The organism is Micromonospora violae (assembly GCF_004217135.1).
Taxonomy (GTDB): Bacteria; Actinomycetota; Actinomycetes; order Mycobacteriales; family Micromonosporaceae; genus Micromonospora; species Micromonospora violae.
Genome location: NZ_SHKK01000001.1, coordinates 5,085,946 through 5,109,420, shown reverse-complemented (window position 1 = coordinate 5,109,420; position 23,475 = coordinate 5,085,946). Strand labels below are relative to the sequence as shown.

At 70.6% G+C, this 23,475-nt stretch carries 25 protein-coding genes; 9 read left to right on the top strand and 16 right to left on the bottom strand.

The window, feature by feature from the left end; all coding sequences use genetic code 11:
• Nucleotides 1-99 precede the first annotated feature (99 nt).
• The gene (locus EV382_RS22855) at nt 100-408 is read left to right on the top strand and encodes a hypothetical protein (protein ID WP_130405001.1); all 309 of its coding nucleotides are present in this window, start codon (nt 100-102) and stop codon (nt 406-408) included.
• Nucleotides 409-704: 296 nt separating this feature from the next.
• On the opposite strand, the gene EV382_RS22850 is transcribed toward EV382_RS22855, so the two are convergent.
• Nucleotides 705-1,601, bottom strand: a complete 897-nt coding sequence (locus EV382_RS22850; protein ID WP_130404999.1) for a GNAT family N-acetyltransferase — start codon at nt 1,599-1,601, stop codon at nt 705-707.
• Between the two features lies 1 nt (nt 1,602).
• A complete protein-coding gene (locus EV382_RS33840) occupies nt 1,603-1,731 on the bottom strand; it encodes a hypothetical protein (RefSeq protein ID WP_279636496.1) in 129 nt (42 codons plus the stop codon).
• A gap of 122 nt (nt 1,732-1,853) precedes the next feature.
• Here EV382_RS33840 and EV382_RS22840 point away from each other — a divergent pair, with 122 nt between their 5' ends.
• On the top strand, nt 1,854-2,144 hold the full coding sequence (locus EV382_RS22840; protein WP_130404997.1) for a contact-dependent growth inhibition system immunity protein: 291 nt from the start codon (nt 1,854-1,856) through the stop codon (nt 2,142-2,144).
• Between the two features lie 42 nt (nt 2,145-2,186).
• Here the strand turns inward: EV382_RS22840 and EV382_RS22835 are convergent, their stop codons facing one another.
• The 6 genes from EV382_RS22835 to EV382_RS22810 all read right to left on the bottom strand — a co-directional run bounded on the left by EV382_RS22835 (nt 2,187) and on the right by EV382_RS22810 (nt 8,757).
• Nucleotides 2,187-3,194: a LacI family DNA-binding transcriptional regulator gene (locus EV382_RS22835; RefSeq protein WP_130404995.1), complete on the bottom strand. Its 1,008-nt coding sequence runs from the start codon at nt 3,192-3,194 to the stop codon at nt 2,187-2,189.
• A 19-nt stretch (nt 3,195-3,213) separates the two neighbouring features.
• Nucleotides 3,214-4,593 carry a GH1 family beta-glucosidase gene (locus EV382_RS22830; RefSeq protein ID WP_130404993.1) on the bottom strand — a complete coding sequence of 460 codons (1,380 nt, stop codon included), beginning with the start codon at nt 4,591-4,593 and terminating at the stop codon, nt 3,214-3,216.
• Nucleotides 4,590-5,423, bottom strand: coding sequence for a carbohydrate ABC transporter permease (locus tag EV382_RS22825; RefSeq protein WP_130404991.1), 834 nt, complete (start codon nt 5,421-5,423; stop codon nt 4,590-4,592). Before EV382_RS22825 ends, EV382_RS22830 begins: the two co-directional genes overlap by 4 nt.
• Nucleotides 5,420-6,412, bottom strand: coding sequence for a carbohydrate ABC transporter permease (locus EV382_RS22820; RefSeq protein WP_130404989.1), 993 nt, complete (start codon nt 6,410-6,412; stop codon nt 5,420-5,422). The genes EV382_RS22825 and EV382_RS22820 overlap by 4 nt, the downstream gene beginning before the upstream one ends.
• A 69-nt stretch (nt 6,413-6,481) precedes the next feature.
• The gene (locus EV382_RS22815) at nt 6,482-7,786 is read right to left on the bottom strand and encodes an ABC transporter substrate-binding protein (RefSeq protein ID WP_130404987.1); all 1,305 of its coding nucleotides are present in this window, start codon (nt 7,784-7,786) and stop codon (nt 6,482-6,484) included.
• A gap of 218 nt (nt 7,787-8,004) precedes the next feature.
• Nucleotides 8,005-8,757, bottom strand: coding sequence for a maleylpyruvate isomerase family mycothiol-dependent enzyme (locus tag EV382_RS22810; RefSeq protein ID WP_130404985.1), 753 nt, complete (start codon nt 8,755-8,757; stop codon nt 8,005-8,007).
• Nucleotides 8,758-8,826: 69 nt separating this feature from the next.
• On the opposite strand from EV382_RS22810, the gene EV382_RS22805 reads away from it, so the two are divergent.
• Complete coding sequence (locus EV382_RS22805; RefSeq protein ID WP_208758477.1) at nt 8,827-9,909, top strand: UDP-N-acetylmuramate dehydrogenase; 1,083 nt, start codon at nt 8,827-8,829, stop codon at nt 9,907-9,909.
• Nucleotides 9,910-10,199: 290 nt separating this feature from the next.
• Here the strand turns inward: EV382_RS22805 and EV382_RS22795 are convergent, their stop codons facing one another.
• Nucleotides 10,200-10,988, bottom strand: coding sequence for a class I SAM-dependent methyltransferase (locus EV382_RS22795; protein WP_130404981.1), 789 nt, complete (start codon nt 10,986-10,988; stop codon nt 10,200-10,202).
• 1 nt (nt 10,989) lies between these two features.
• Nucleotides 10,990-11,754, bottom strand: a complete 765-nt coding sequence (locus EV382_RS22790) for an SDR family oxidoreductase (protein ID WP_130404979.1) — start codon at nt 11,752-11,754, stop codon at nt 10,990-10,992.
• Nucleotides 11,755-11,959: 205 nt separating this feature from the next.
• Between EV382_RS22790 and mshA the strand changes: the two genes are divergently transcribed.
• From mshA to EV382_RS33890, 3 genes are all read left to right on the top strand, one after another.
• A complete protein-coding gene (gene mshA, locus EV382_RS22785; protein WP_130404977.1) occupies nt 11,960-13,324 on the top strand; it encodes a D-inositol-3-phosphate glycosyltransferase in 1,365 nt (454 codons plus the stop codon).
• Nucleotides 13,325-13,411: 87 nt separating this feature from the next.
• Complete coding sequence (locus EV382_RS22780) at nt 13,412-13,927, top strand: type III secretion system chaperone family protein (protein ID WP_130404975.1); 516 nt, start codon at nt 13,412-13,414, stop codon at nt 13,925-13,927.
• 250 nt (nt 13,928-14,177) lie between these two features.
• Nucleotides 14,178-15,077 (top strand): hypothetical protein, encoded by a 900-nt coding sequence (locus EV382_RS33890; RefSeq protein WP_341870188.1) that lies wholly within the window; start codon nt 14,178-14,180, stop codon nt 15,075-15,077.
• 364 nt (nt 15,078-15,441) lie between these two features.
• Here the strand turns inward: EV382_RS33890 and EV382_RS22770 are convergent, their stop codons facing one another.
• Both EV382_RS22770 and EV382_RS22765 read right to left on the bottom strand, forming a co-directional pair.
• A complete protein-coding gene (locus EV382_RS22770; RefSeq protein WP_130404971.1) occupies nt 15,442-16,737 on the bottom strand; it encodes an MFS transporter in 1,296 nt (431 codons plus the stop codon).
• Between the two features lie 76 nt (nt 16,738-16,813).
• Nucleotides 16,814-18,088, bottom strand: coding sequence for an MDR family MFS transporter (locus EV382_RS22765; protein ID WP_130404969.1), 1,275 nt, complete (start codon nt 18,086-18,088; stop codon nt 16,814-16,816).
• 152 nt (nt 18,089-18,240) lie between these two features.
• Here EV382_RS22765 and EV382_RS22760 point away from each other — a divergent pair, with 152 nt between their 5' ends.
• Nucleotides 18,241-19,008: a phosphoglyceromutase gene (locus tag EV382_RS22760; RefSeq protein WP_130404967.1), complete on the top strand. Its 768-nt coding sequence runs from the start codon at nt 18,241-18,243 to the stop codon at nt 19,006-19,008.
• An 84-nt stretch (nt 19,009-19,092) separates the two neighbouring features.
• Here the strand turns inward: EV382_RS22760 and phoU are convergent, their stop codons facing one another.
• Complete coding sequence (gene phoU, locus EV382_RS22755) at nt 19,093-19,746, bottom strand: phosphate signaling complex protein PhoU (RefSeq protein ID WP_130404965.1); 654 nt, start codon at nt 19,744-19,746, stop codon at nt 19,093-19,095.
• A 205-nt stretch (nt 19,747-19,951) separates the two neighbouring features.
• Here phoU and EV382_RS22750 point away from each other — a divergent pair, with 205 nt between their 5' ends.
• Nucleotides 19,952-21,232 carry a sensor histidine kinase gene (locus EV382_RS22750; protein ID WP_130404963.1) on the top strand — a complete coding sequence of 427 codons (1,281 nt, stop codon included), beginning with the start codon at nt 19,952-19,954 and terminating at the stop codon, nt 21,230-21,232.
• 24 nt (nt 21,233-21,256) lie between these two features.
• On the top strand, nt 21,257-21,940 hold the full coding sequence (locus EV382_RS22745; RefSeq protein ID WP_130404961.1) for a response regulator transcription factor: 684 nt from the start codon (nt 21,257-21,259) through the stop codon (nt 21,938-21,940).
• Nucleotides 21,941-22,002: 62 nt separating this feature from the next.
• On the opposite strand, the gene EV382_RS22740 is transcribed toward EV382_RS22745, so the two are convergent.
• Genes EV382_RS22740 through EV382_RS22730 form a run of 3 tightly spaced genes read right to left on the bottom strand, consistent with a single transcriptional unit; the run spans nt 22,003 to nt 23,423 of the window.
• The gene (locus tag EV382_RS22740; RefSeq protein WP_130404959.1) at nt 22,003-22,389 is read right to left on the bottom strand and encodes a type II toxin-antitoxin system death-on-curing family toxin; all 387 of its coding nucleotides are present in this window, start codon (nt 22,387-22,389) and stop codon (nt 22,003-22,005) included.
• Nucleotides 22,386-22,586 carry a ribbon-helix-helix domain-containing protein gene (locus EV382_RS22735; protein ID WP_208758475.1) on the bottom strand — a complete coding sequence of 67 codons (201 nt, stop codon included), beginning with the start codon at nt 22,584-22,586 and terminating at the stop codon, nt 22,386-22,388. The genes EV382_RS22740 and EV382_RS22735 overlap by 4 nt, the downstream gene beginning before the upstream one ends.
• Before the next feature lie 30 nt (nt 22,587-22,616).
• Complete coding sequence (locus tag EV382_RS22730) at nt 22,617-23,423, bottom strand: DUF3109 family protein (RefSeq protein WP_130409106.1); 807 nt, start codon at nt 23,421-23,423, stop codon at nt 22,617-22,619.
• Nucleotides 23,424-23,475 lie beyond the last annotated feature (52 nt).

Sequence of the window (23,475 nt, the reverse complement as noted above, 5' to 3'; positions counted from 1 at the left end):
GGTGGAGGCGACGCCCCGCGGCGGTGCTAACCACCCAGGGCCGCCACTTGGGCGAGAACGCAGTGTGGCCCCTCCTAACGATCAGAGAGGAAGGCGTCGATGGGTGGCCGGGCGAGGGGATCTGGGCGGGAGGTGAAGTCGGGCGACGTGTTGCACCTGACTCGCGCGGCAAGTGTGCAGTTCCTCCGGCCGATCTTCGTCCGCGTGATCCGGCTTCCCGACTGGGTGACGTATGACGGCTGGCTCTGGATTGAGGGCTACGAGCTAGGCCCGAAGGGCGAGGCGGTCGTACGGCGGTCGCTGTTCGTGCAGAAGGCGGCGGGGCTGATCTGGCAGGCCCCTCCGGCACCGGCTGCCCGGCCGACGGCCCGCCGGCAGGTACGCCGTGGACCGGTGAGGGTCGGATGACCGCCCGCCCTCGGCCGCACCTGCCGATGCGCCCCGTGTGGCTGTGTCGCAACTGCGCTGCGCCGTGGCCCTGCGGTCCAGCTCGACTCGACCTCATCGCCGAGTTCTACGGTCACTCGATAGCTTTGGCGTTCTACTTGGCCTCGTCGATGCAGGACGCCGTCGACGACATGTACGGCTGGGCGGTCGCCCGGATCTCGCCGTGCTGCACACCCGCTTTCTCGGCTGGCTGTCCCTGGCCCGCCGGTCACGTCGGACAGATCGCCGTTGAGGGACGGGCCCAGGGTGCCTGCGGATCAGGTCAGGTCGGCCAGGCAGGTCCACTGGGACGCCACCGGGCGGTAGCCCAGCCGGGCGTTGATCGCGAGCATCGGTGCGTTCGCCTCGTCGTTCGAGGTGTACGCGACCCGTACGCCGTGGGCGGCGGCCCGGTGCAGCGCCGCCGTCTTGGCCAGCCGGGCCAGCCCGCGCCCCCGGTACGCCGGGACGCTGCCGGTGTAGTCCGACCACATCCGGTCCCCGTCCCGCTTCACCAGGCTGAAGGCGACAACCGCACCATCGGTCTCGGCGGCGACGCTGGCCGCCTTGTCCAGCCCGAGGTTGTCCCACACGTCGTACTGCCAGCTCTCGTAGCTCTTCGCGTCGACCGGCACGTCGCCCGGTTCGTCGACGGCCGAGGCCACGTCGGCCACGTACAGCAGGTGCGGGTCCACATCGACGATCGGGCGCAGCTTCACGCCCGGGGGCGGGTCGGGTAGCGCGGGTGCCGGGTTCAGATCGAGCGCCGAATAGCGCACCTCGCGGCTCGCCTCGTAGCCGTGCCGGCGCGCGAACGGCAGCGCCTCCGGTTGGGCCGTGGCACGCACCCGGCGGATTCCCAGGGGGCGGAGATAATCGGTCGCGGCCGCCAACAGCGCACTGCCGATGCCGCGTTGGCGGTGCTCGGGGTGCACGTGCAGCAGGTTGATGCCACCGACGTTCGCCACTGACGTGTTGACGATGCGTTCGGCGGACACCCACCCGACCACCTGGTCGTCGACCTCGGCCACGAAGGCCGTCCAGTCCTCCCCGGGCGGCGGTTCGGCGATCATCTTGCGGGTCGAGGCGACCCCGCGCACCAGATACGGGAAGACCGTCGTCCGCAACGCCACCACGCCCGGGGCGTCGTCCGGCTGTGCCACCCGGATCCGCATGTCAGGCCCCCGTCCGTACGGCGGCGACGGTGAACACCAGTCGGACGGGTGCGTCGACGGTGGCCGCGTACGCGTACCCGGCGGCGTCGGAGAGGGCGGGGACGTGCAGCAGTGCGACAGGATCCGGCATGTCGGCGAGACTAACCACGATCTCCCACCGCGGCGACGCATTAACGGCTGCGGTGCGCTGCGGAGCCAACTGTCGAGCGGCTAGCATGCCGCGACGTCGATTCCCGATCGTGGAGCACTCACATGCCGTTTGAGACGCTCACTTACCTGGCGCAGTGGTTTCACCAGGACTACGACCTCTTGGCGCCGACGCCGGCCGACCTGGTCCGCGATTTTCTCGCCACGGAGGAGCCGCAGACAGTGGAGGAGCTTCGACGCGATCTGGATCAGCTGGCTGCGACGGATCCCACCGAGGAGGAGGTACGGGCCCTGTGGCTTGACCACGCCCGCTCGTCCTATGACCCGGTGCAACACGGTTCGAGTTATCTGGAGTGGATCCGCCAGATCCGGGAGATCGTTGCTGCCGGTTCCTGACCGGCGGGTCAGTGGGCGCGGGTCCTACCCCCGTGCGACGCGTCAGGCGGAGGCGCGGCGGATCAGCTCGGTGGGGAGCATGACGGCCTGCTCGATGGTCTCCCCGGCGGCCAGCCGGAGCAGTTGGCGGGTCATCCGACGGCCGAGTTCCACGATCGGCTGCCGGACGGTGGTCAGCGGCGGCTCGGTGTAGGCGGCGGTCTCGATGTCGTCGAAGCCGACCACCGCCACGTCCTCCGGCACCCGCCGGCCGGCCTCGCGCAGCGCCCGCAGCGCGGCGTGCGCCATCAGGTCGGAGGCGGCGAAGACACCGTCGAGGTCGGGGTGCTCGGTGAGCAGGTGGCGCATCGCCGCCGATCCGGATTCCCGGGTGAAGTCACCGATGGCGATCATTTCGGGCAGCCCCGCGTCGGCGACCGTGCTGCGGTAGCCGCTGAGCCGTTCGATCCCGGCGACCATGTCCTGTGGCCCGGCGATGGTCGCGATCCGCCGCCGACCGCTGTCGATCATGTGCCGGACGGCTGCGGTCACCCCGGCCACGTGGTCGACGTCGACGTACGGGACGGGCACGTCGCCGAGCGGCCGGCCGCTGACCACCACCGGGATGCCGAGGCGGGCCAGCGTGCCGGGCAGCGGGTCGGCACCGTGCAGCGACGCGAAGAGCACGCCGTCGACGTGCCGGCCGGTGGTGTACCGCTCGACCCGGTGGTGCCCGGCCGGCGAGCCGGCGAGCATCAGCACCAGTTGCTTGTCGGCCGCCTCCAACTCCTGGCTGACGCCCCGGATGATGCCGGGGAAGACCTGGTCGTCGGAGAAGACCCGGGTGGCCGCCTCCGGCATGACCAGGGCGATCGAGTCGGTGCGCTGGGTGACCAGGCTGCGGGCGGCCAGGTTGGGGACGTACCCCAACTCGGCGACCGCCCGGGTGACCGCCTCGCGGATCGGTTCGGCGACGGTGGTGGACCCGTTGACCACCCGGGACACGGTGGCGCGGGACACCCCGGCCCGCGCCGCCACCGCTTCGAGCGTCGGCCGCTGCGCCGTCGTCATCGCGCCTTCCCCCCGCTCATCACAGCCCGTTCCGGGAGATCACCTCCTGGTACCACCGGGCACTGGCCTTCGGTGTGCGCCGCTGCGTCAGGTAGTCGACGTGCACGATCCCGAACCGCTTGCGGTAACCCTCCGCCCACTCGAAGTTGTCCAGGAATGACCATACGAGATAACCACGCAGGTCCACGCCCCGGGAGATCGCCTCGTGCGCCGCGCGGAGGTGCCCGTCGAGGTAGGCGATGCGATCGGCGTCGATCACCTGCGCCGGACCGTCGGGCGAGTCGGCGCCGGCCTTGTCGGGGAACGCCGCACCGTTCTCGGTGATCAGCAGCGGGACCCCGGGGTAGTCGGCGGCGATCCGCTCCAACAACCGGGTCAGCCCGGCCGGCTCGATCATCCAACCCATGTCGGTGAGCGGCCCGGCGGGCGGGAGGAAGTGCACGGCCCCCTCGGTGCCCGGGTACGCGGGGTTGCCGGCGCCGTCGGGCCGACCCGCCACGTAGCCGGGCGCGTAGTAGTTGATGCCGAGCAGGTCGATCGGGGCGGCGATCACCTTCTCGTCGCCGTCGCGGATGAACGTCGGCTCGACGATCCGGGCCACGTGCTCCCGGACGTCGTCCGGGTACCCGCCGGCCAGCAGCGGGTCGAGGAAGATCCGGTTGTGCAAACCGTCGACCAGCCGGACGGCGGCGGCGTCGGCCGCGCTCTCCGGGTCGGCCGGTCGTACATCGGCCGGGTTGACGGTGATGCCGACGCTGCGCGCGCCGGCCGCCCGCAACGCCCGCGCCGCCAGGCCGTGCCCCAACAGCAGATGGTGTACGGCGGTGAAGGCCGCCGCCGGATCCTGCTCGCCCGGAGCGTGCACCCCGTTGGCGTACCCGAGGTACGCGGAGCACCACGGCTCGTTGAGCGTGGTCCACACGTCGACCCGGTCGCCGAGGCGGGCGTACACGGCGGTGGCGTAGGTGGCGAAGTGTTCGGCGGTGTCCCGGTTGGTCCAGCCACCCCGGTCACCGAGGGCCTGCGGCAGGTCCCAGTGGTAGAGGGTGACGATCGGGTCGATTCCCCGATCGAGCAGCGCATCGGTGAGCCGGTCGTAGAAGTCCAACCCACGCGGGTTGGCGGGGCCGGTGCCGTCGGGCTGGATCCGTGGCCAGGAGACCGAGAACCGGTACGCCCGCAGGCCCAGCTCGGCCATCAGCGCCACGTCGTCGGCGTACCGGTGGTAGTGGTCGCAGGCGACGTCGCCGGTGTGACCCTGGTACACCTTGCCCGGCGTACGGCTGAAGGTGTCCCAGATGGACGGGCCGCGACCGTCGTCGCGGGCCGCCCCCTCGATCTGGTACGCGGCGGTGGCCGCCCCCCAGAGGAAACCGTCGGGGAAGTTGATTTCACTCACGCCTTGACCGCACCTTCCATGATTCCGCCGATGATCTGCCGGCCGAACAACACGAAGACCAGTAGCAGGGGCAGCGTCGCGATGGCCGTTCCGGTGAACACCTGCGACATGTCCTGGTAATACCCGTCCGACAGTGCTCGTAGGGACAGCTGCACGGTCGGATTCGCCGGATCGTTCAGCACAGCGTACGGCCACAGGAAGTCGTTCCAGGTGGTCATGAAGGTGAGCAGACCGAGGACGGCGGCGGCGGGGCGCAGAGCGGGTAGCACGACGTGCCACCAGATCCGGGCGGTGCCGCAGCCGTCCATCCGGGCGGCCTCGATCAGCTCGTCACTGACCGCCTGGCCGGCGTACTGCCGCATCATGAACACCCCGAACCCGGTGACCAGGGCCGGCACGATGACCGCGGGCAGCCGGTCGTTCCACTGCAAACGGGTCATCAGCAGGTACAGCGGGATCACGCCGAGTTGGGTCGGCACCATCATGGTCGCGATGATCACCAGCAGCAGGGCGTTGCGGCCCCGGAACCGGAGCTTGGCGAAGGCGAACCCGGCCAGGCTGGAGAAGAGGACCACGGACACGGTGACCGTGGTGGCCACGATCGTCGAGTTGATCAGACCGGTCAGGAAGTACGCGTCGGTGTTGTCGAACAGCCGGGCGATGTTGGCGCCCAGGTTGCCGCCCGGCGTCATCGGTGGTGGCAGTTGCCCCATCGCGTCGCTGGAGCGGCTGGCCACCACGAACATCCACCAGATCGGAAAGACCGAAAGGCCGGCGGCGACGAGCAGGGCGAGGTAGGTGAGCGGGCTGGCCCGCCAGAGTCGGCTCATCGGGCCGCTTTCTTCTCAGGGCGGTTCCCGCCGCCGAGGCGGCGCAGGAGCAGCACGTTGACCGCCGCGACGATCGCGATGAGCGCGAAGAGCAGCCAGGCGACCGCCGAGCCGTATCCGAAGTTGTAGTGCGGCGCGAAGGCGTTCTCGAACATGTACATGGTCAGCGTCTGTGATTCGCGCATCGGGCCGCCCCGGATCGGGTTGGTGCCGGAGTGGAACAGCCGGGGCTCGGTGAAGAGTTGCAGTCCGCCGATGGTGGCGATGATGGCGCAGAAGATGATCGTCGGTTTGAGCAGCGGCACGGTGATGGACCAGAACTGGCGGGTTCGGTTGGCGCCGTCGATGGACGCCGACTCGTACAGGTCGCGGGGGATGGCCTGCATCGCGGCCAGCAGGATCAGCGCGTTGTAGCCGGTCCACCGCCAGTCGACCATGGCGGAGATCGCCACCCAGGAGGCGAAGCGGTTGGACTTCCAGCCGATCGCGTCCAGCCCGACCAGGTCGAGCAGCCAGTTGATCATGCCGAACTCGCGGCCGAAGATCACCCCGAAGACGATCGCCACCGCGGCGGTGGACGTGACGTTGGGGACCAGCACCGCCATCCGCCAACCGGTACGCGCCCGCAGGCCACGGTTGAGCAGGTTGGCCAGCCACAGCGCGGCCAGCAACTGCGGGACTGTCGAGATGACGAAGATCCCCAGTGTGTTGACCAGCGCGTGCCAGAAGTCGGCGTCGGCCAGCAGCCGGGTGTAGTTCTCCGCCCCGACAAAGGGATGCTCGGCTCCGAGCAGGTCCCAGTCGTGCAGCGAGACCCAGAAGGTGTACGCCAGCGGGTAGACCCCGAAGACCGCGAAGAGCAGGAAGAACGGGGCGATGTAGAGGTACGGCGAGAACCGGGTGTCGAGCCGGCTGAGCCGACCTGACGAGCGGTGGGGGTTGTCGGCTTTCGGCGCGACCGGTGGGCGGGCGTCGAGCTGGACGGTCATGCCCGGGAACTCCTTTCGCCGTGCGGGCGGGACTCCGGTCGTCGGAGCCCGCCCGCACGTTCGCTCGGGCTACTTGGCGGCGGCCTTCTTGGCATTGGTCACCGCGTCGGCCCAGCCCTGCGTGGGGTTGCGCTGGCCCAGCTCCACCGTCCGTACGGCGTTCTCCACCTCAGTCCGTACGGCCTGGTTCTTCGGGCCCATGTAGACCGGCTTCAGGCTCTTCGCGCCGGTGCCGAAGATGGCGCCGACCGGGGCTCCCGAGAAGTACGCGTTGGTCGCACCGGTGATTACCGGGTCGTCGAGCGCCTGCGGCGAGGACGGCAGTGGACCCTTGGCCTGGAACGCGCCGATCTGCCCCTTGGCGCTGGTCAGGAACTTGGCCAGCTCGATCGCCTCGGCCTGGTGCTTGCTCTGCTTGGGCACGGCGAGGTGCGATCCACCCCAGTTGCCGCCGTTTCCGGGCACCCGGGCGATGTCCCACTTGCCCTGGGCGGCCGGGCCGGCGTTGGCTTCGATGACACCGGTCATCCAGGCGGGGCAGGCGATGGTGGCGAACTTCGACTGTTTGAAGGCGGAGACCCACTCCTCCGACCAGGAGCCGTACTTTCCGGAGAGGCCCGAGTCGATGATGTCCATGGTGGTGTCCCACGCCTGGCGTACCGACGGGTTGCTGTCGACGACCAGGTTGTCGCTGGTGTCGTAGTAGCTGTAGCCGGTCGTGTTTCCGGCCGTCTGCAACAGGATCGTGTTGAAGGTGTTGGTGGCCGCGTCGAGGAAGGACGCCCCGGTCTTCGCTGCGGTGAACCGCTCGCCGGTGGCGATGTAGTCCGGCCAGGTGGGCCAGAGCTTGGAGACGGCGTCCCGCTCGGTGGGCAGGCCGGCCTTCTCGAAGAGGTCCTTGCGATAGCAGATGGCGATGCCACCGACGTCGGTACCGAGGCCGATGAGGTGTTTGCCGTCGGCGGTCAGACCGGCGTTCCACTTCCACTCCAGGAAGTTGCCCTTGAGGTCGGCGGCGCCGTGGTCCAGCAGGTTGACGAAGTTCGCCGGGTTGGCCTTGTACTCGACCAGCAGCCCCTCCTCGATGGCGACCACGTCGCCGGCGCCTCGGCCGGCGGCGAGCCACTGGGTCAGCTTCGGCGAGTACTCGTCGAGGTTGGTGCCGGTGCCGCGCTCGACGATCTTCACGCCGGGGTGGGCGTCCATGTACTCCTGGTAGAGCTGCTCGTAACCGAACTGGCCGAAGACGTCGACGGTCAGCGTGACCGTTCCGTCGCCTGGCTCGTCGCCGCCGCCGCAGCCAGCGGTGACGAGCAGGGCGGTGGCGGCGGTGAGGGCCACCGCGGCGAGGCGGCGGCGCGGGAAGACAGCCATGGGTTTCGACCTCTCTCAAGGCGGGCGGGTGCTGACAGGTGGCTAAGAGAGCGCTCTCACGACAGGGTGGTGGGTCACTCCTCCGCTGTCAAGAGAGCGCTCTCTCGCCGCCGCGTTCCCGTCCCCGACAACAACGAGGGCACCACCCGCGCCGGGTGGTGCCCTTGTCGTGCCGGGCGCCGTCCGCGTGGATGGTGCCCTCGTCGTGCCGGGTGGCGTCAGCCGGTGCGCAGACCGTCCAACAGGGTGCGGTCGCCGACCACGTCCAGCGTCTCGAAGCTCACCCGCCCCCAGAGCGCCAGCAGCAGGTCGCTCGCGGTGCCGCTGACCTGGGCGCGGGCGTGGTGATCGTCGTGGTCGAAGATGGTCGCGGTGTCGAGCAGCGCCATCCCCTCACCGCGCAGCCGCAAATACCACTCCTGGGCCGCGTCCGTCGCGCAGAGCTGCACCACCCCGTGCCAGTTGCCCGGCACCTGCCGCCGGCCCGCCGGCAGCCAGGTGTCCAGCACCTCGCTCACCCCGTCGGCCGCGAGCTTCGCCTCCACCGGGTCACCAGCCCCGATGGCGAGCTGGGCGTCCCAGCGGTGCACAGCCGTCTCGTGCGCCATCCGACGCGGCCAGAAACCGGCCTTCTTCGGCTGCGGGGCCCAGTTCCACGCCGGCGCCTCCGGGTCCAGCCCGTCGAAGAGGGTCATCAGCCGGTCGTAACCCTGCTGCCACAGCTGGCGCGCGTCCACGCTCGCGTCGGCCTGCTCCCGGCGAGGCGGTCGGTTGACCTGGCCGGAGCCGGCGAACGACGAAACCCAGTGGTAGATGCCGGCCATGTGCAGGGTGAGGTCCTTGACCGTCCAGCCCGGACAGGACAGCACCGGTGTCTCCGGTGGCGCCTCGGCCACCGCTGCCGCGAAGGCCGGACCTTCCGTCCGGAGCGCGCCGATCCAGAAATCCTTGCTGCCCTGCAGTCTGCTCATCGCCATCCTCCCGGGGGTGCCGGGCGACCAGTGGGTGCCACGGCTAATTGTCAGCCTAAGGTGAAGGGCGTGCCAGACGCCTCCGCCCAGCCGACAACCGACGCCGATCGTGCCATCCCCAATCCACTCGCCGGCTACACCACCCTGCGAACGGGCGGGCCGGCCGAGCGGATCGTGGCCGCCGGCAGCGCCGACGAGATCATCCAAGCGGTGCGGACCGCAGCGGACCCCATCCTGGTCCTGGCCGGGGGCAGCAACGTGGTGATCGGCGATGCCGGCTTCCCCGGCACCGTCGTCCTGGTGCGCTCCCGTGGCGTGCAGGTCATCGCCGAGGACGCCGCCTCGGTCACCGTACGTGTCGACGCCGGTGAGCCCTGGGACGACCTGGTCGCCACCACGGTCGCCAACGGCTGGGCCGGGCTGGAGTGCCTGTCCGGCATCCCCGGCTCTACCGGTGCCACCCCGATCCAGAACGTCGGCGCGTACGGCCAGGAGGTCGCCGAGACCATCACCGGCGTCGAGGTGTACGACCGGGTCGAGGGCACCCGCCAGGTCATCCCCGCAGCCGACTGCGGCTTCGCCTACCGGGGCAGCATCTTCAAGTACGTCGACCGCTGGGTGGTGCTCTCGGTCGACTTCCGGCTCACCAGGTCTCCGCTCAGCGGCCCGGTGCGCTACGCAGAGTTGGCCAGAGCCCTCGGTGTCGAGGTGGGCGACCAGGTGCCGCTGGCGGACGCCCGGGCGGTGGTGCTGCGGCTGCGTGCCGGCAAGGGCATGGTGCTCGACGCCAACGACCCGGACACTCGCTCGGTCGGCTCCTTCTTCACCAACCCGGTGCTCGACCGTGCGACGTACGACCAACTCCTGGAACGCTCCGTGGAGCTGGGCGACCCGCCCGCCTGGCCCGGCGCGGACGGCCTGGTCAAGGTGAGCGCGGCCTGGCTGATCGACAAGGCCGGCTTCACCAAGGGCCACCCCGGCGCGGGCGGAGTGGCGATCTCCAGCAAGCACACCCTCGCCCTGACCAACCGCAGCGGCACCGCCCACACCGAGGACCTGCTGACCCTGGCCCGCACCATCCGCGACCAGGTCCACGCCCGATTCGGCGTAACCCTGCACCCCGAACCAGTCCTCATCAACTGCACCCTCTAACGCCCAGCCCCCACCCCACCCACCCGTCCCGTCCCGCTCGCCCCACCCCGCCCAACCGGGTCGATCACCCCGCCCCGCCCAACCGGGTCGATCACCCCGCCCCGCCCAACGGGTCGATCATGGAGTTGTGGTGGGAGACAATTGCCTCGCTCGGGTGTAAAACGCCCACCACAACTCCATGATCGCCGGGCCGGGCCGGGGCGGGCCGGGCCGGGCCGGGGTGGGCCGGGGCGGGGTGGGCCGGGGCGGGGTGGGGCGGGGCGGGGCGGGCCGGGTCGGGTCGGGGCGGGTTAGGGGATCGGCCAGGGGAGGGTTAGTTCGCCCTGGCGCCAACGGGTGGGGTTGTCGAGGATGGGCCAGCCCGTTTCGCGGAGCCGGGTCACCGCTCGCAGCCAGCGTTGGCGGGGGCCGAAGGTGGCGTACGGGGCGGCGGCCTGCCAGGCCTCGTCCAGCGCCCGGATCAGAGCGTGCACCGGCTCACCGGGAACGTTGCGATGGATCAGCGCCTTGGGAAGCCGCTCGGCCAGTTCGGCGGGGCTGCCCAGCGTGGTGAGCTTCGCGGCCAGGGTCAGCGTCCGGGGCCCCTCGGCGTCGATCAGCAGCCAGCTGGCGAGCCGCCCCAACTCGTCACACGTCCCCTCGACGAGCACCCCACCGGGGGCCAGTGCGGCGGTCATTGTCCGCCAGGCTTCGGCCACCTCGCTCTCGTCGTACTGTCGCAACACGTTGAACGCGCGAACCAGGACCGGCCGGAGCCCGGCCAACTCGAACCCACCCCGGGCGAACGTCAGCCCGGGTGGGTCGGCGGCCGGGGCGGCGGCCGCCACCCGGGCCGCGTCGATCTCCAACCCGACCAGGCGTACGTCCGGACGTACCCCGGCGGCCAGCCGGGCGCGCAGCTCGACAGCTGTCACCGGGGTGGCGCCGTAGCCGAGGTCGACCACCAGCGGATCGTTCGCCGCCAACAGTCGGTCGGCGCAGGTGGCGACGATCCAGTTGTCCACCCGCCGGAGCCGGTTCGGGTTGGTCGTGCCGCGGGTGACCACGCCGAACGGCCGCCGCCGCGCCGCAGGGCTCATGTCAGGAGACTCGGTACACCTTGTGCTGGGCGGCCTGCGCCCGTGGCCGGACCACCAACCGGTCGATGTTGACGTGCTCCGGGCGGGTGGCGCACCAGGCGATGCAGTCGGCGACGTCCTCGGCGACCAGCGGCCCCGGCACCCCGGCGTAGACGGCGGCCGCGCGTTCCGCGTCGCCCTCGAAGCGGACCAGCCCGAACTCCTCGGTCTTCACCATGCCCGGATCGATCTCGATGACCCGCAGCGGCCGGCCACACAGTTCCAGGCGGAGCGTGCCGGCGATGGCGGTCTGCGCGTGCTTCGCGGCGGTGTACCCGCCACCGCCCTCGTACACGGTGAGGCCGGCGGTGGAGGAGACCACCACGATGGTGCCGGAACCGGACGCCTCCAGAGCCGGCAGCAGCGCCTGGGTGACCCGGAGGGTGCCGAGCACGTTCACGTCGTACATCCACTGCCAGTCGGCGACCGAGCCGGACTCCACCGGGTCCAACCCTCGCGCGCCGCCAGCGTTGTTGACCAGGAGGGTGACCGGCCCGGGTGCCTGGGCAGCAGCCTCGGCAAGCCCGGCCACCGACTCGTCGGAGGTGATGTCGCAGGTCACTGCGGTGGCCTGCCCGCCAGCGGCGGTGATCTCGGCGACCAGGTCGGTGAGCCGTTCGGCGCGGCGGGCGGCGGCGAGCACGTGGAAGCCCTCGGCGGCGAGCCGGCGGGCAGTGGCCGCGCCGATCCCGCTGGACGCTCCGGTGACGATGGCGACTGGGGTCATTCCGACATTGTCCCCCGGCCGGGGGAGCCGCCCCGACCGGGCGGGCGGCAGCGATTGGCAAGCGTTCGATTCATGAGGTCCGTCACCCCGAGGGGCCGCGCCGGGGAATTTCCGAAGCCCGATGGGGAAGATGACATCCGGCGTACAGGTTGACCGAGAAGCGCCGGTCGTGCGAGACGGCATCAACCGTGACGAAGGAGCGGATGTGGCGGAAATGCACACCGGTGTCGGGCGTCAGCGAGGTGCCCAGCCGTGGCCCCGGCCGCGCCGCATCGCCACCCTGTCGGTACACACCTCACCCCTGCACCAGCCGGGCACGGGCGATGCCGGCGGAATGAACGTCTACATCCTCGAAGTCGCCCGGCGTCTCGCCGAGGCGAACGTGGAGGTGGAGATCTTCACCCGGGCCACGTCCGGTGACCTCCCCCCGGTGGTCGAGATGGCGCCCGGCGTGCAGGTCCGACACATCACCTCCGGCCCGCTGGAGGGCCTCACCAAGGAGGATCTGCCCGGTCAGCTCTGCGCCTTCACCGCCGGGGTGCTGCGCGCGGAGGCGTCCCGGCCGCCCGGTCACTACGACCTGATCCACTCCCACTACTGGCTCTCCGGTCAGGTCGGCTGGCTGGCCAAGGAGCGGTGGGGAGTGCCGCTGGTGCACACCGCGCACACCCTTGCCAAGGTCAAGAACGCCCAGCTCGCGGCCGGTGACCGGCCAGAGCCGAAGGCCCGGGTCATCGGCGAGGAGCAGGTGGTCGCCGAGGCCGACCGGCTGGTCGCCAACACCCGGGTCGAGGCCAGCGACCTGCTCGACCGGTACGACGCCGACCCGGCTCGGGTGTCCGTCGTGCAGCCGGGCGTCGACCTGGCCCGGTTCCGGCCCGCGCCGGGTGACCGGTCCACGGCGGCCCGCGAGGCCCGTCGCCGGCTGGGGCTTCCGGTCGACGGGTACGTGGTTGCCTTCGTCGGTCGGATCCAGCCGCTCAAGGCCCCCGACGTGCTGATCCGGGCGATCGCCGCGCTGCGGGAGCGCGACCCGGCGCTGGCGGACCAGGTGACCGTGGTGATCTGCGGTGGGCCCAGCGGCAGTGGGTTGGACCGGCCGACTGCCCTGATCGAGTTGACCGCCAAACTCGGGGTCACCGACGGGGTGCGGTTCCTGCCTCCGCTCACCGGGGACGACCTTCCGACCCTGTACCGCGCGGCGGATCTGGTGGCGGTGCCGTCGCACAACGAATCGTTCGGGCTGGTCGCCCTGGAGGCGCAGGCGTCGGGTACGCCGGTGCTCGCCGCCGCAGTCGGAGGGCTGGTCACCGCCGTACGGGATCAGGTCAGCGGCGTACTGATCGACGGGCACGACCCGGTCGACTGGGCCCGCGCGCTGGGCCACCTGCTGCCGAACCGGGCCCTCCGGTCGGTGTTGGCCCGAGGTGCCGAGCAGCACGCCCAGCACTTCTCCTGGGACCGTACGGTCTCGGGTCTGCTCGGGGTCTACGGCGAGGCGATCGCCGGGCACCGCGCCCGGCTCGCGGCCGACCTGGCGGGCGACGCAGCGCTCTCCTGCTCCTGGTGACCCGGCGTTCCCGCTGGTCCTGCTCCTGGTGACCCGGGCGACGGTCGCCACCCGGTGCGTGGGCCAGGTCGGTCGTAGAGTGGTCCGGTGAGCCCGAAGAGCGATCTTGCGACCCTGATCGAGTCGGTCTGCGCCGAGCGGGACCTGGCCTGGGAACCGACCGGCCCCGCCTCGTACGCGGTGACGCTGCCGGGCACCCACAAGCTCAAGACGGTCTGCAACCTGATCGTCGGCGAGCACGCGCTGCGGATCGAGGCGTTCGTGATGCGCCAGCCGGACGAGCGCCGCGAGGAGCTGTGGGCCTGGCTGTTGCAGCGCAACGCACGGATGTACGGCGTCTCCTTCTCCACCGACGCGGTCGGCGACGTGTACCTGACCGGTCGGGTCAACCCGGCCGGTGTGGACGCCGACGAGTTGGACCGGCTGCTCGGCGCGGTGCTCACCTACGCCGACGAGTCGTTCGACACGATGCTGGAGATCGGCTTCGGCAGTTCGATCCGGCGCGAGTACGAGTGGCGGGTCAAGCGCGGTGAGTCGACCGCCAACCTGGCCGCGTTCGCCCACCTCTTCGAGCCCTCCGGCACCGGCCCCGACCGGGCCTGATCAACGCTCCACACCCGTCCCGCGGGCTCATGACGAACTCGTGGTGGTTCGGAGTGCTCCTGGCGGGTATGCCGCACCGCGCGGTGCGGCGAGGGACCCCCGCGCGCCGATGACGGAGTGCCAAGGAGCGGAGCGTCCCATGGCTCAGCGGAACAGCTCAGGTCGCGGCGCGACTGCGACCAGGACCAAGCGACAGGCCGGCAACCAGACGCCGGGTACGCCCGGAATCTCCGAGTCGGAGATCTCCCGGATGCGGGTGGATGACATCCGCGGCCAGCTGCGCAAGCGCGGAGTCTCCGGGATCTCCGCACTGCGCAAGCCCGAACTGGTGAAACAGTTGGTGCGCTCGATGCGGGCGGGCGCAGGTCGGAGCAGCACCGGCCCGTCGGGCCGGGCCACCGGCACCCGGGCCTCGGCGGGTCGTGCCGCCGCTACCAAGAAGTCGGCGGCCAGACCGGCATCGAGCCGCGCGAAGGCCGCGCCGGCGAACAAGAGCGCGCCGGCGAAGCGGGCCGCCGCGACGAAGGCGACCGCCGCGCGGAAGTCGGCGGCGGCGAAGAAGACGGCGGCGGCGACGAAGGCAACCGCCGCGAAGAAGACAGCGACGGCGAAGAAGACGGCCGCCGCGAAGAAGACGACAGCGGCGGCGAAGCGTGCGGCACCGGCCAAGAGGGCGGCCGCGAAGCGTGCGGCACCGGCCAAGAGTGCGGCGGCGAAGCGTGCGGCGCCGGCCAGGCGCACGCTGACGCGGTCGACCGGTGGCGGGACGACGACCGGTGGGATCCGTACCGGACGGGGCACCGGCCGGTCGGTGCGCAGTTCGCAGGTGATCTCGTCGATCACGGACCGGCCGGAGCGGCCGGGGCGGAGCCTGATCACGGCGAACCACGAGGTGATCCGGCGTTGGGCCCGGGAGCGCGGGGCGAAGCCGGCGACCATCGCGGGCACCGAGCGGGACGGTCGGGCGGGTGTGTTGACGTTCCACATTCCCGGATATCGGGAAAGCAGCCGGATCCGTGAGATCACCTGGGATGAGTGGTTTCACACCTTTGACCTGCGGCGGCTGAATCTGATTTATCAGGAACAGTTGCGGGACGGTCGGCAGAGCAGCTTCTTCCGGACCGAGTCACCCGATCGGGAAGACGGTTGACGTGTTTGCGGGAATGGGCGACGGGTAACCGGCTGTTGCCAACGGACGAGGCCGGAGCAGCGGATACTCGCCAGTTGTGACCGGCGAGACAGCGTTCTGGGTTGAATCCAGAATCCGGGCGAACTAGCTTTATTGCACCGCGCCACGTTTGGAAACGTTCGGGGGAGCGGCGGATCGATCAGATCCGCGCACCAGACGAGGCGCGAGGGGACGGGTGGATTAACCGTTGGGGGACGGTGCCCACCTGTTTGGACCGGCGGCGTGAGCGGGCGATGCTTACGGGGGTGAGTGTTGCCCGCCGCCGCCGGCCCCACCGGCGGGCGCCCACCACGACCTCAGGGACGTGGTGGGCGCTTTGCGTCGGTCATCCGATCGGTACCTGGCCTGCGGGGGTCTTCGGCTGCGCGTCGGCGGCCCGGCGCAGCGCGGCGACGTGTCGTTCCCGGGGTGGTCCGGCGAGCAGGTGCCCGAGGGCGGCCAGCAGGCCCAGCCCGGCCAGGATCAGCCAGTGCCGGTCGCCGAGGTGCTGGAGGCTCACGCCGCCGAGGGTGGGGGCGATGAACGCCGCGGCCGGAAACGTCAGGTAGAAGACCGACTGGTAGCGCGCCCGTAGCTGCGGTGGCGCCAGGTCCGCGTTGATCTGCGCGTTCGGCGGGGCGGCGAGCATCGAGCCGACCGTCCACACCACTGCGGCACCCAGGTAGATGGCCAGTTCGTCGGCGACGGCGAGCACCCCGAAGCCGAGCGCGAGCAACGCGGTGGAGGCGGCCAGCACGACGTCCTTGCGGTGCCGGTCGATCAGCCGGGGCACGAACAGTTGCCCGATCACGATCAACGCGCCGCCGAGCGCCACCACCACCCCGTACGCCGATGGGCCCAGGCCGTCCGCGCGCATGGCCAGCGGCATGATCGTGGACGTCTGCATGGTGAGGACGGCCAGCACGAAGGTGAGTCCGACGAAGATCAGGAAGGTGCGGTCGGTCAGCGCGGTGTGCAGCCCCGGCCGGCGGATCCGAACGGACTCTGACGCCGCGCGGGTGGCGGGCGGAAGGTTGGCTGCTGGGCGGGTCAGCCGCAGGGTTTCGGGCACCTTCCAGCCGATCACCGCGGCGGCGGTCAGTGTGGCACCCGCGTCGACCAGGAACAGCGCGGTGAAGCTCGCCTCGGCCAGGACCCCGGCGAGCAGCGAGGCGACCGCCATGCCCAGGTTGAACGCCCAGAACTGAAGGTTGAACGCGCGCGAGCGGCGTTCGGCCGGCACCACGTCGACGATCGCCGCCACGAATGCGGGACTGGGCATCGAGTGGACCACGCCGGTCAGCGCGGCGAGCACCGCGATCAGGAGCAGGGGCCGACTGAAGGCGAGCGCGACCATCAGGCCTGCCGTGGCCAGGTGTGCGGCGAGCAGTGTCGCCCGGCGGCCCCACCGGTCGGCGAGCACCCCGCCGAGCAGTACGCCAGCCGCCCCGCCAGCCCCGTACGCGCCGACCACCGTGCCGGCCAGGCCTTCGCTCGCGCCGCGTACGTCGGTGAGGTAGAGCGAGAGGAACAGCATGGCGAACGCGCCGGCCCGGTTGATCAGTAGGCCGGTCCAGAGGTACCAGAAGGTGGCGGGGAGCCCGCCTGCGGTGTCGTGCCACCAGCGCCGCAGGGCGTGCACCCGACCTCCCGACAGTTCGGAGTGTTAACTGTTTCCACTGCACAGTAGTAGAAACGTCGGCACCCCGCGCCAGCCCCTAAGCCTCAGCGGGTTGCGGCGTCCGGGTCGCGGCGGCCGGTGCCAGTGCCTCGCCGGAGCGGCGCAGCGTGGCGGCACGGCGCTCCCGGGCCGGCCCCGACACCAGGTGGGCCACCGCGGTCAGGAGGCCGAGCGCGGCACAGGCGTACCAGAGCGTGTCGTTGCCGGCATGCTCGCGCACCAGGCCACCGAGGATCGGCGCGCTGGCCCCGGCGATCTGCCACGACAGGGAGAACACGCCCTGGTAGCGACCGCGCAGCTCGGCCGGGGACAGCTCGGCGATCAGCGTGGAGTTGGAGGGCGAGTTCAGCATCTCGCCGACCGTCCAGATCAGCACGGTCAGCCCGTAGAACCAGGCGGTGCCGGCGAACGCGGTCAGCCCGAACCCCACGCCCATCACCACGGATGCCAGCGCGAGCACATGTGAGCGACTCCGCCCCCGGATCAGCCGAGGTACGAAGAGTTGGCCGACCACGATGAGGATGCCGTTCAGTGCGATCACCGAGCCGTAGGTGGCCGGGCTCAGACCGTCGTCGCCCATCGCGATCGGCAGCATCGAGATGTGCTGGAGGAACACCAGCGCGGCGAACAGGTTGAGGGCCACGAAGCCGAGGTAGACCCGGTCGGTGAGGATCGTGCGCAGGGCGCCGCGGGGGGCCGTCTTCGCGGCGGTGGCGGGGCCGGCCTGTCGGGTCTCCGGCACCTTGCTGAAGATGATCAGCGCGGTGATCAGCATGGTGCCGGCGTCGACCACGAACAGCAGCAGGTAGTTGGCCTGTGCGGCGAGGCCGGCGAGGACCGCGGCGCAGGCGAAGCCGAGGTTGATCGCCCAGTAGTTGAGCGAGAAGGCGCGCAGCCGGTCCTTCGCCGGCACCACGTCGATCATCATCGCCCCGAACGCGGGCCGGGCCGCCTCGGCGAAGGCGCCGAGCAGCAACGCGCCCAGCGCCACCGCCCAGAGATCCCGGGCCAGCCCGAGCGCGAGCATCATGGCCGCCGCGCCCACGTGGGCGGTGAGCAGCGTCGGTCGGCGCCCCCACCGGTCGGCGAGAGTGCCGCCGGCGGTCGTGCCGAACGCGCCGCCGACACCCCACAGGCCGATCACCAGGCCGGCCTGGGAGGCGGAGAAGTCGCGTTCCTGGGTCAGGTAGATGGCGAGGAAGACCAGGACGAACGAGCCGAGTCGGTTGATCAGGGTCCCTGACCACAGGTACCAGAAGGTGGTCGGTAGGCCGCCGGTGGTGTCCCGGAACCAACTCCGCATCGTCCGCATATGGCGCCCCGCTTGCAAGTAATGACCGATCTGAGTGTCGAGCCTTACAAACCCTAGCGGCGGGCGGATCCGCTGGTCACCGCTTTTTCACGTGGTGGTCGTCACGACGGCTGCCCGCGTGTCCATTCGGCGGTTGAGGCAGGATGATCCGCATGACTGCGAGCGAAGGGCCCACCGTCGGGACGCTGGTCCTGCTGCGGCACGGTGAGAGCGACTGGAATGCCAAGAACCTCTTCACCGGCTGGGTGGATGTCGACCTGACCGAGAAGGGCGAGGGTGAGGCGCGCCGCGGCGGCGAGCTGCTCCGCGAGCACAGCCTGCTGCCGGACGTGGTGCACACCAGCGTGATGCGCCGGGCGATCCGCACCGCCGAGCTGGCGCTCAGCGCCGCCGATCGGCACTGGATCGCGGTGCGCCGGTCGTGGCGGCTCAACGAGCGGCACTACGGCGCCCTGCAGGGCAAGAACAAGAAGCAGACCCTTGACGAGTACGGCGAGGAGCAGTTCATGCTCTGGCGTCGGTCGTACGACACGCCGCCTCCGCCGATCGACGACAACGACGAGTGGTCGCAGGTGGGTGACCCGCGCTACGCGCTGCTGCCGACCGAGCTGATGCCGCGTACCGAGTGTCTCAAGGACGTCGTCGAGCGGATGCTGCCCTACTGGTACGACTCGATCGTGCCGGACATCCTGGCCGGCCGGACGGTGCTGGTGGCCGCGCACGGCAACTCGCTGCGTGCCCTCGTCAAGCACCTCGACCAGATCTCCGACGAGGCGATCGCCAAGCTGAACATTCCGACCGGCATTCCGCTGCGCTACGACCTCGACCCGCAGCTGCGCCCGCTCACCCTGGGCGGCACGTACCTCGACCCGACCGCGGCGAAGGCAGCCGCCGCCGCGGTGGCCAACCAGGGCCGCTGAGCTACGACGAAAGCTGAGCTACGACGAGAAGGGGCCCCTCGTCATCGCGGAGAGCGATGACGAGGGGCCCCTTTCTGAATCGGGTCAGAAGCTGCTGGGCGCGCTCTGCCCGGTGATCAGGTAGATCACGTGCTCGCCGGCGTTGACCGCGTGGTCGGCGAAGCGCTCGTAGTAGCGGCCCAGCAGGGTGGCGTCGATCGCCGTCTCCACCCCGTACGGCCAGTCATCACCGAGCAGCACCGCGAACAGGTTCTTGTGCAGCTCGTCCATGGCGTCGTCGTCGCGGTCCAGCTCGCTGGCGAGGTCGGCGTCGGGCTTCGCCAGCACCGAACCGATCTTCACGGCCATCCGGTCGGCGATCTCGGACATTTCGGTGAACACCGTCCGCAGCTCCGCCGGGACGGCGGGGGAGGGGTGTCGGCGCAGTGCGGTCTTCGCCACGTGCTCGGCGAGGTCGCCCATCCGCTCCAGATCGGCGGCCACGTGCAGCGCGGTGATCATCGCCCGGAGGTCGGAGGCGACCGGCGCCTGTCGGGCGAGCAGGTCGCAGACCCGCTCCTCGACGTGCCGGTAGAGGTCGTCGGTCTCGGCGTCCCGCTCGATGACCGTCTCGGCGGCCTGCCGGTCGGCGGTGAGCAGGGCCCTGGTGGCCTGGCGCATGGCGGCGCGGACGCCCTCCGCCATGTCCACCAGCAGTTGGCTGACGATCTGGAGGTCGGCCCGGAACTCGTCGCGCATCATCACGTCCTGTGGTCGGTCGCCGCCGACGGGTGTCGGCGCAGGGGGGTTGAGCAGGTGCGACACCAACGGTAGGGCGCGCGGACGGACCCCTGATGAACCACGGTGAACGACGCCAGACGTGCGGGTGAACACTTCCGTAAGTGAGGGTGTTTCGTCCCGATCTGTGTGGTAGCCAGGTTAACAATGACCCTACGATCGCCGGGTGGAATGGGCGGTGGCGGTCGTGGTGGCCGTGGCGTTGGTGGCCGGGACGGTCGCCGGCTTGTTGCTGCCCCGGTTCCTGCCCAAGCGGGATCGCTCCACGTCGACGGGGAGCGACAGCTCCCGCCAGAGCAGGGGGAGGCCCGCGATAGCCGACGAGCAGCAGACCGGGCTCGGCCGCCGGACGATCGACTCACTCCGGGCCGGTGTCGTGGTACTGGACAACGACGACGTCCCCGTGCTGATCAACCCGGCCGCCCGCGCGATGGGGCTGCTGCGTACCGGCAGCACCCCCGGCTCGATCGCCGCGCACCCGCTGATCCGTACCCTTGCCGGTCAGGTGCGACGCACCGGCGTGCGGCGCGAAATCGAGCTGGACCTGCCCCGTGGTCGCGACAGCGCCGGGGAAAACCCGCTCGGCGTGCACCTGCGGGCGATGGGTCTCGGCAACGGCTTCATCGCGGTCGAGGCGGTCGACGTGACCGAGTCGCACCGGCTGACCCGGGTACGACGCGACTTCGTGGCCAACGTCAGCCACGAGCTCAAGACCCCGATCGGGGCCCTGCAACTGCTCGCCGAGGCGTTGCTGGACGCGACCGAGCCGGCCGACGCCGCGGCACCCGACCTCTCCGAGGACCTGGTGGCCGCCCGCCGGTTCGCCGAACGGATCCAACACGAGTCGACCCGGCTGGGTCGGCTGGTGCAGGAGTTGCTGGAGCTGACCCGGTTGCAGGGCGCCGAGCCGCAGCCACCACCGGAGCCGGTCGCGTTGGACTGGGTGATCGCGGAGGTGGTCGACCGGACCCGCACCACAGCATCTGCCCGGGGTATCGAGGTGAGCGTGGAGGGTGATCGCGGACTCACCGCGTACGGCAGCGACGCCCAACTCGCCACGGCGGTGGCGAACCTGGTGGAGAACGCCATCAACTACTCGGGCGAGGACACCACCGTACGGGTGACCCTCCGCGGCGACGACGAGCACGTCGAGGTCGCGGTCGCGGACCAGGGCATCGGTATCGCGCCCACCGACGTGGACCGGATCTTCGAACGGTTCTACCGGGCCGACCAGGCCCGCTCGCGTGCCACCGGCGGCACCGGGCTCGGCCTGGCGATCGTGAAACACATTGCGAGCAACCATGGCGGACGGGTCGAGGTGTCGAGCACTCTTGGTGGTGGATCGACGTTCACCCTCCGGCTGCCCGCCAGTCCACCGGACGACCTCCTGGCGACACTGCCGCCGGCTGGGATCGAGTCCGGTCCGACTGGGCTACGGCAGGTCTGACAGCAAATGGAAAGGAAATCCCCGTTGAGCCGCGTTCTCGTGGTCGAGGATGAGGAGTCGTTCTCCGACGCCTTGTCGTACATGCTCCGTAAGGAGGGCTTTGAGGTTTCGGTCGCCGCGACCGGCACCGACGCCCTCACCGAGTTCGACCGAACCGGCGCCGACATCGTGCTGCTCGACCTGATGCTGCCCGAGATGTCGGGGACCGAGGTCTGCCGGCAGCTGCGGCAGCGCTCCGCCGTGCCGATCATCATGGTCACCGCCCGGGACAGCGAGATCGACAAGGTGGTCGGGCTGGAGATCGGCGCCGACGACTACGTCACGAAGCCGTACTCGCCACGGGAGCTGGTCGCCCGGATCCGGGCGGTGCTGCGCCGGCAGAGCCCGGAGGTCGCTGAGGCGGGTGCGCCGACGCTGGCCGCCGGGCCGGTGCGGATGGACATCGAGCGGCACGTGGTGACCGTCGACGGCGCGGCCGTTCAGCTGCCGTTGAAGGAGTTCGAGCTGCTGGAGCTGCTGCTGCGCAACGCCGGCCGGGTGCTCACCCGCGGCCAGCTCATCGACCGGGTCTGGGGCGCCGACTACGTCGGTGACACCAAGACGCTGGATGTGCACGTCAAGCGGCTGCGTTCCAAGATCGAGCCAGAGCCGTCCGCGCCGCGCTTCATCGTGACCGTCCGAGGGCTGGGCTACAAGTTCGAGCCGTGATCGGCGTACCTGAAGGGGGTCCGCGCTCGGCGCGGGCCCCCTTCGGGCTGACCGGCACCGGGTCAGAACAACTTGCGCAACGCCTCGGCGATCTCGGCGACTTCCGTCAGCCGGCTCTCGGCCACGCCGATGACCAGGTCGTACGCGACGTTCTGGTCGGTCTCGTCGAGCTGCGCGATGGTGACGGCGTGATTCTGAAGCAGGAAGGCGATCGCCACGATCCAGCCGATCCGCTTGTTGCCGTCCACGAACGGGTGGTTGTTGACCAGTGAGTGCAGCAGGGCCGCGGCCTTGGTCCACAGGTCGGGGTAGGCGTCTTCGCCGAACAGGCTGGTCTGCGGCCTGGCCACAGCCGACTCCACGAGGCCGGCGTCCCTGATCCCCACGCCGAGCTTTCGGGCGATGCCGGCAACGTCGGCGAGGGTCGGGTAGCGAACCTCCGCCGTCATTCCGCGAGCCGGGCGAGCAGCGTGGCGTGGCGTTCGATGATCTCGTCGGCGAGGCCGCTGAACTCCTTGGCGTTCCGCCGGGCCAGATAGTCCTCGATGGCGGTGACGACGACGGCGTGCATCGACCGCCCCTCCTCTTCTGCAGCGAGACGGAGTCGCCGTTCGCCTTCGTCGTCAAGTCGGAGCGTCATGGCCATCCCCGAATGATAGCAAGATTGCTACCAAGATCAGGGAAGCTGGACCTCGTCGGCGGGGTGCGGGGCGATCATGCCCTGCTTCGTCCTCGTCGCGCACAGCTCGGCCAGCCGCTCGTAGGCGGCAGCGCCGATCAACGCGGTCAGCTCCGGCCCGTACGACAGGTACATCGGCTCGGTGCCCACGTGCGCGTCCGTCGAGGAGGTGCACCACCAGTCCAGGTCGTGCCCGCCCGCTCCCCAACCCCGCCGGTCGAACTCGGACAGGGTGGAGACCAGCACCTTGCTGTTGTCCGGCCGCTTCACCCAGTCCTGATCGCGGCGGATCGGCAGCTGCCAACAGACGTCCGGCTTGTACTCCAACGGGTGCACCCCGTCGCGCAGCGCCTGGGCGTGCAGCGCGCAACCGCCCCCGCCCGCGAAGTCGGCGTCGTTGAGGAAGACGCACGGACCGTCGGCGCCCTGGGTGGCGGTGCGGCGGGCCGGGTTCTTGCCGTCGATGGTGTCCTCGTCGGTCCAGTTCTTGAACCCGCGCCGGAAATGCTGCCAGGTCGCCGGGGCGAGCCGCTTGACGGCGTTGCGAACCCGCTTCTCGTCGTCCGAGTCGGTGAAGAACGCCCCGTGCGAGCAGCAACCGTCGGCGGCCCGGCCGGCGATGATGCCGTGGCAGCCCTTGCCGAAGATGCAGGTCCAGCGGGAGAGCAACCAGGTCAGGTCGGCCCGGATCAGGTGCGTCTCGTCGGCGGGGTCGGTGAACTCGATCCACTCCCGAGGGAAGTCCAGGGGCACCTCGCGGCTGCGCGGGTCACCGGGGTCGTCCACCAGCACACGGAGCTCCATCGTCACCCGGCCCAGCGTACGCGCGGTCCCGTCCGCAGGCCGGTGAGCCGCG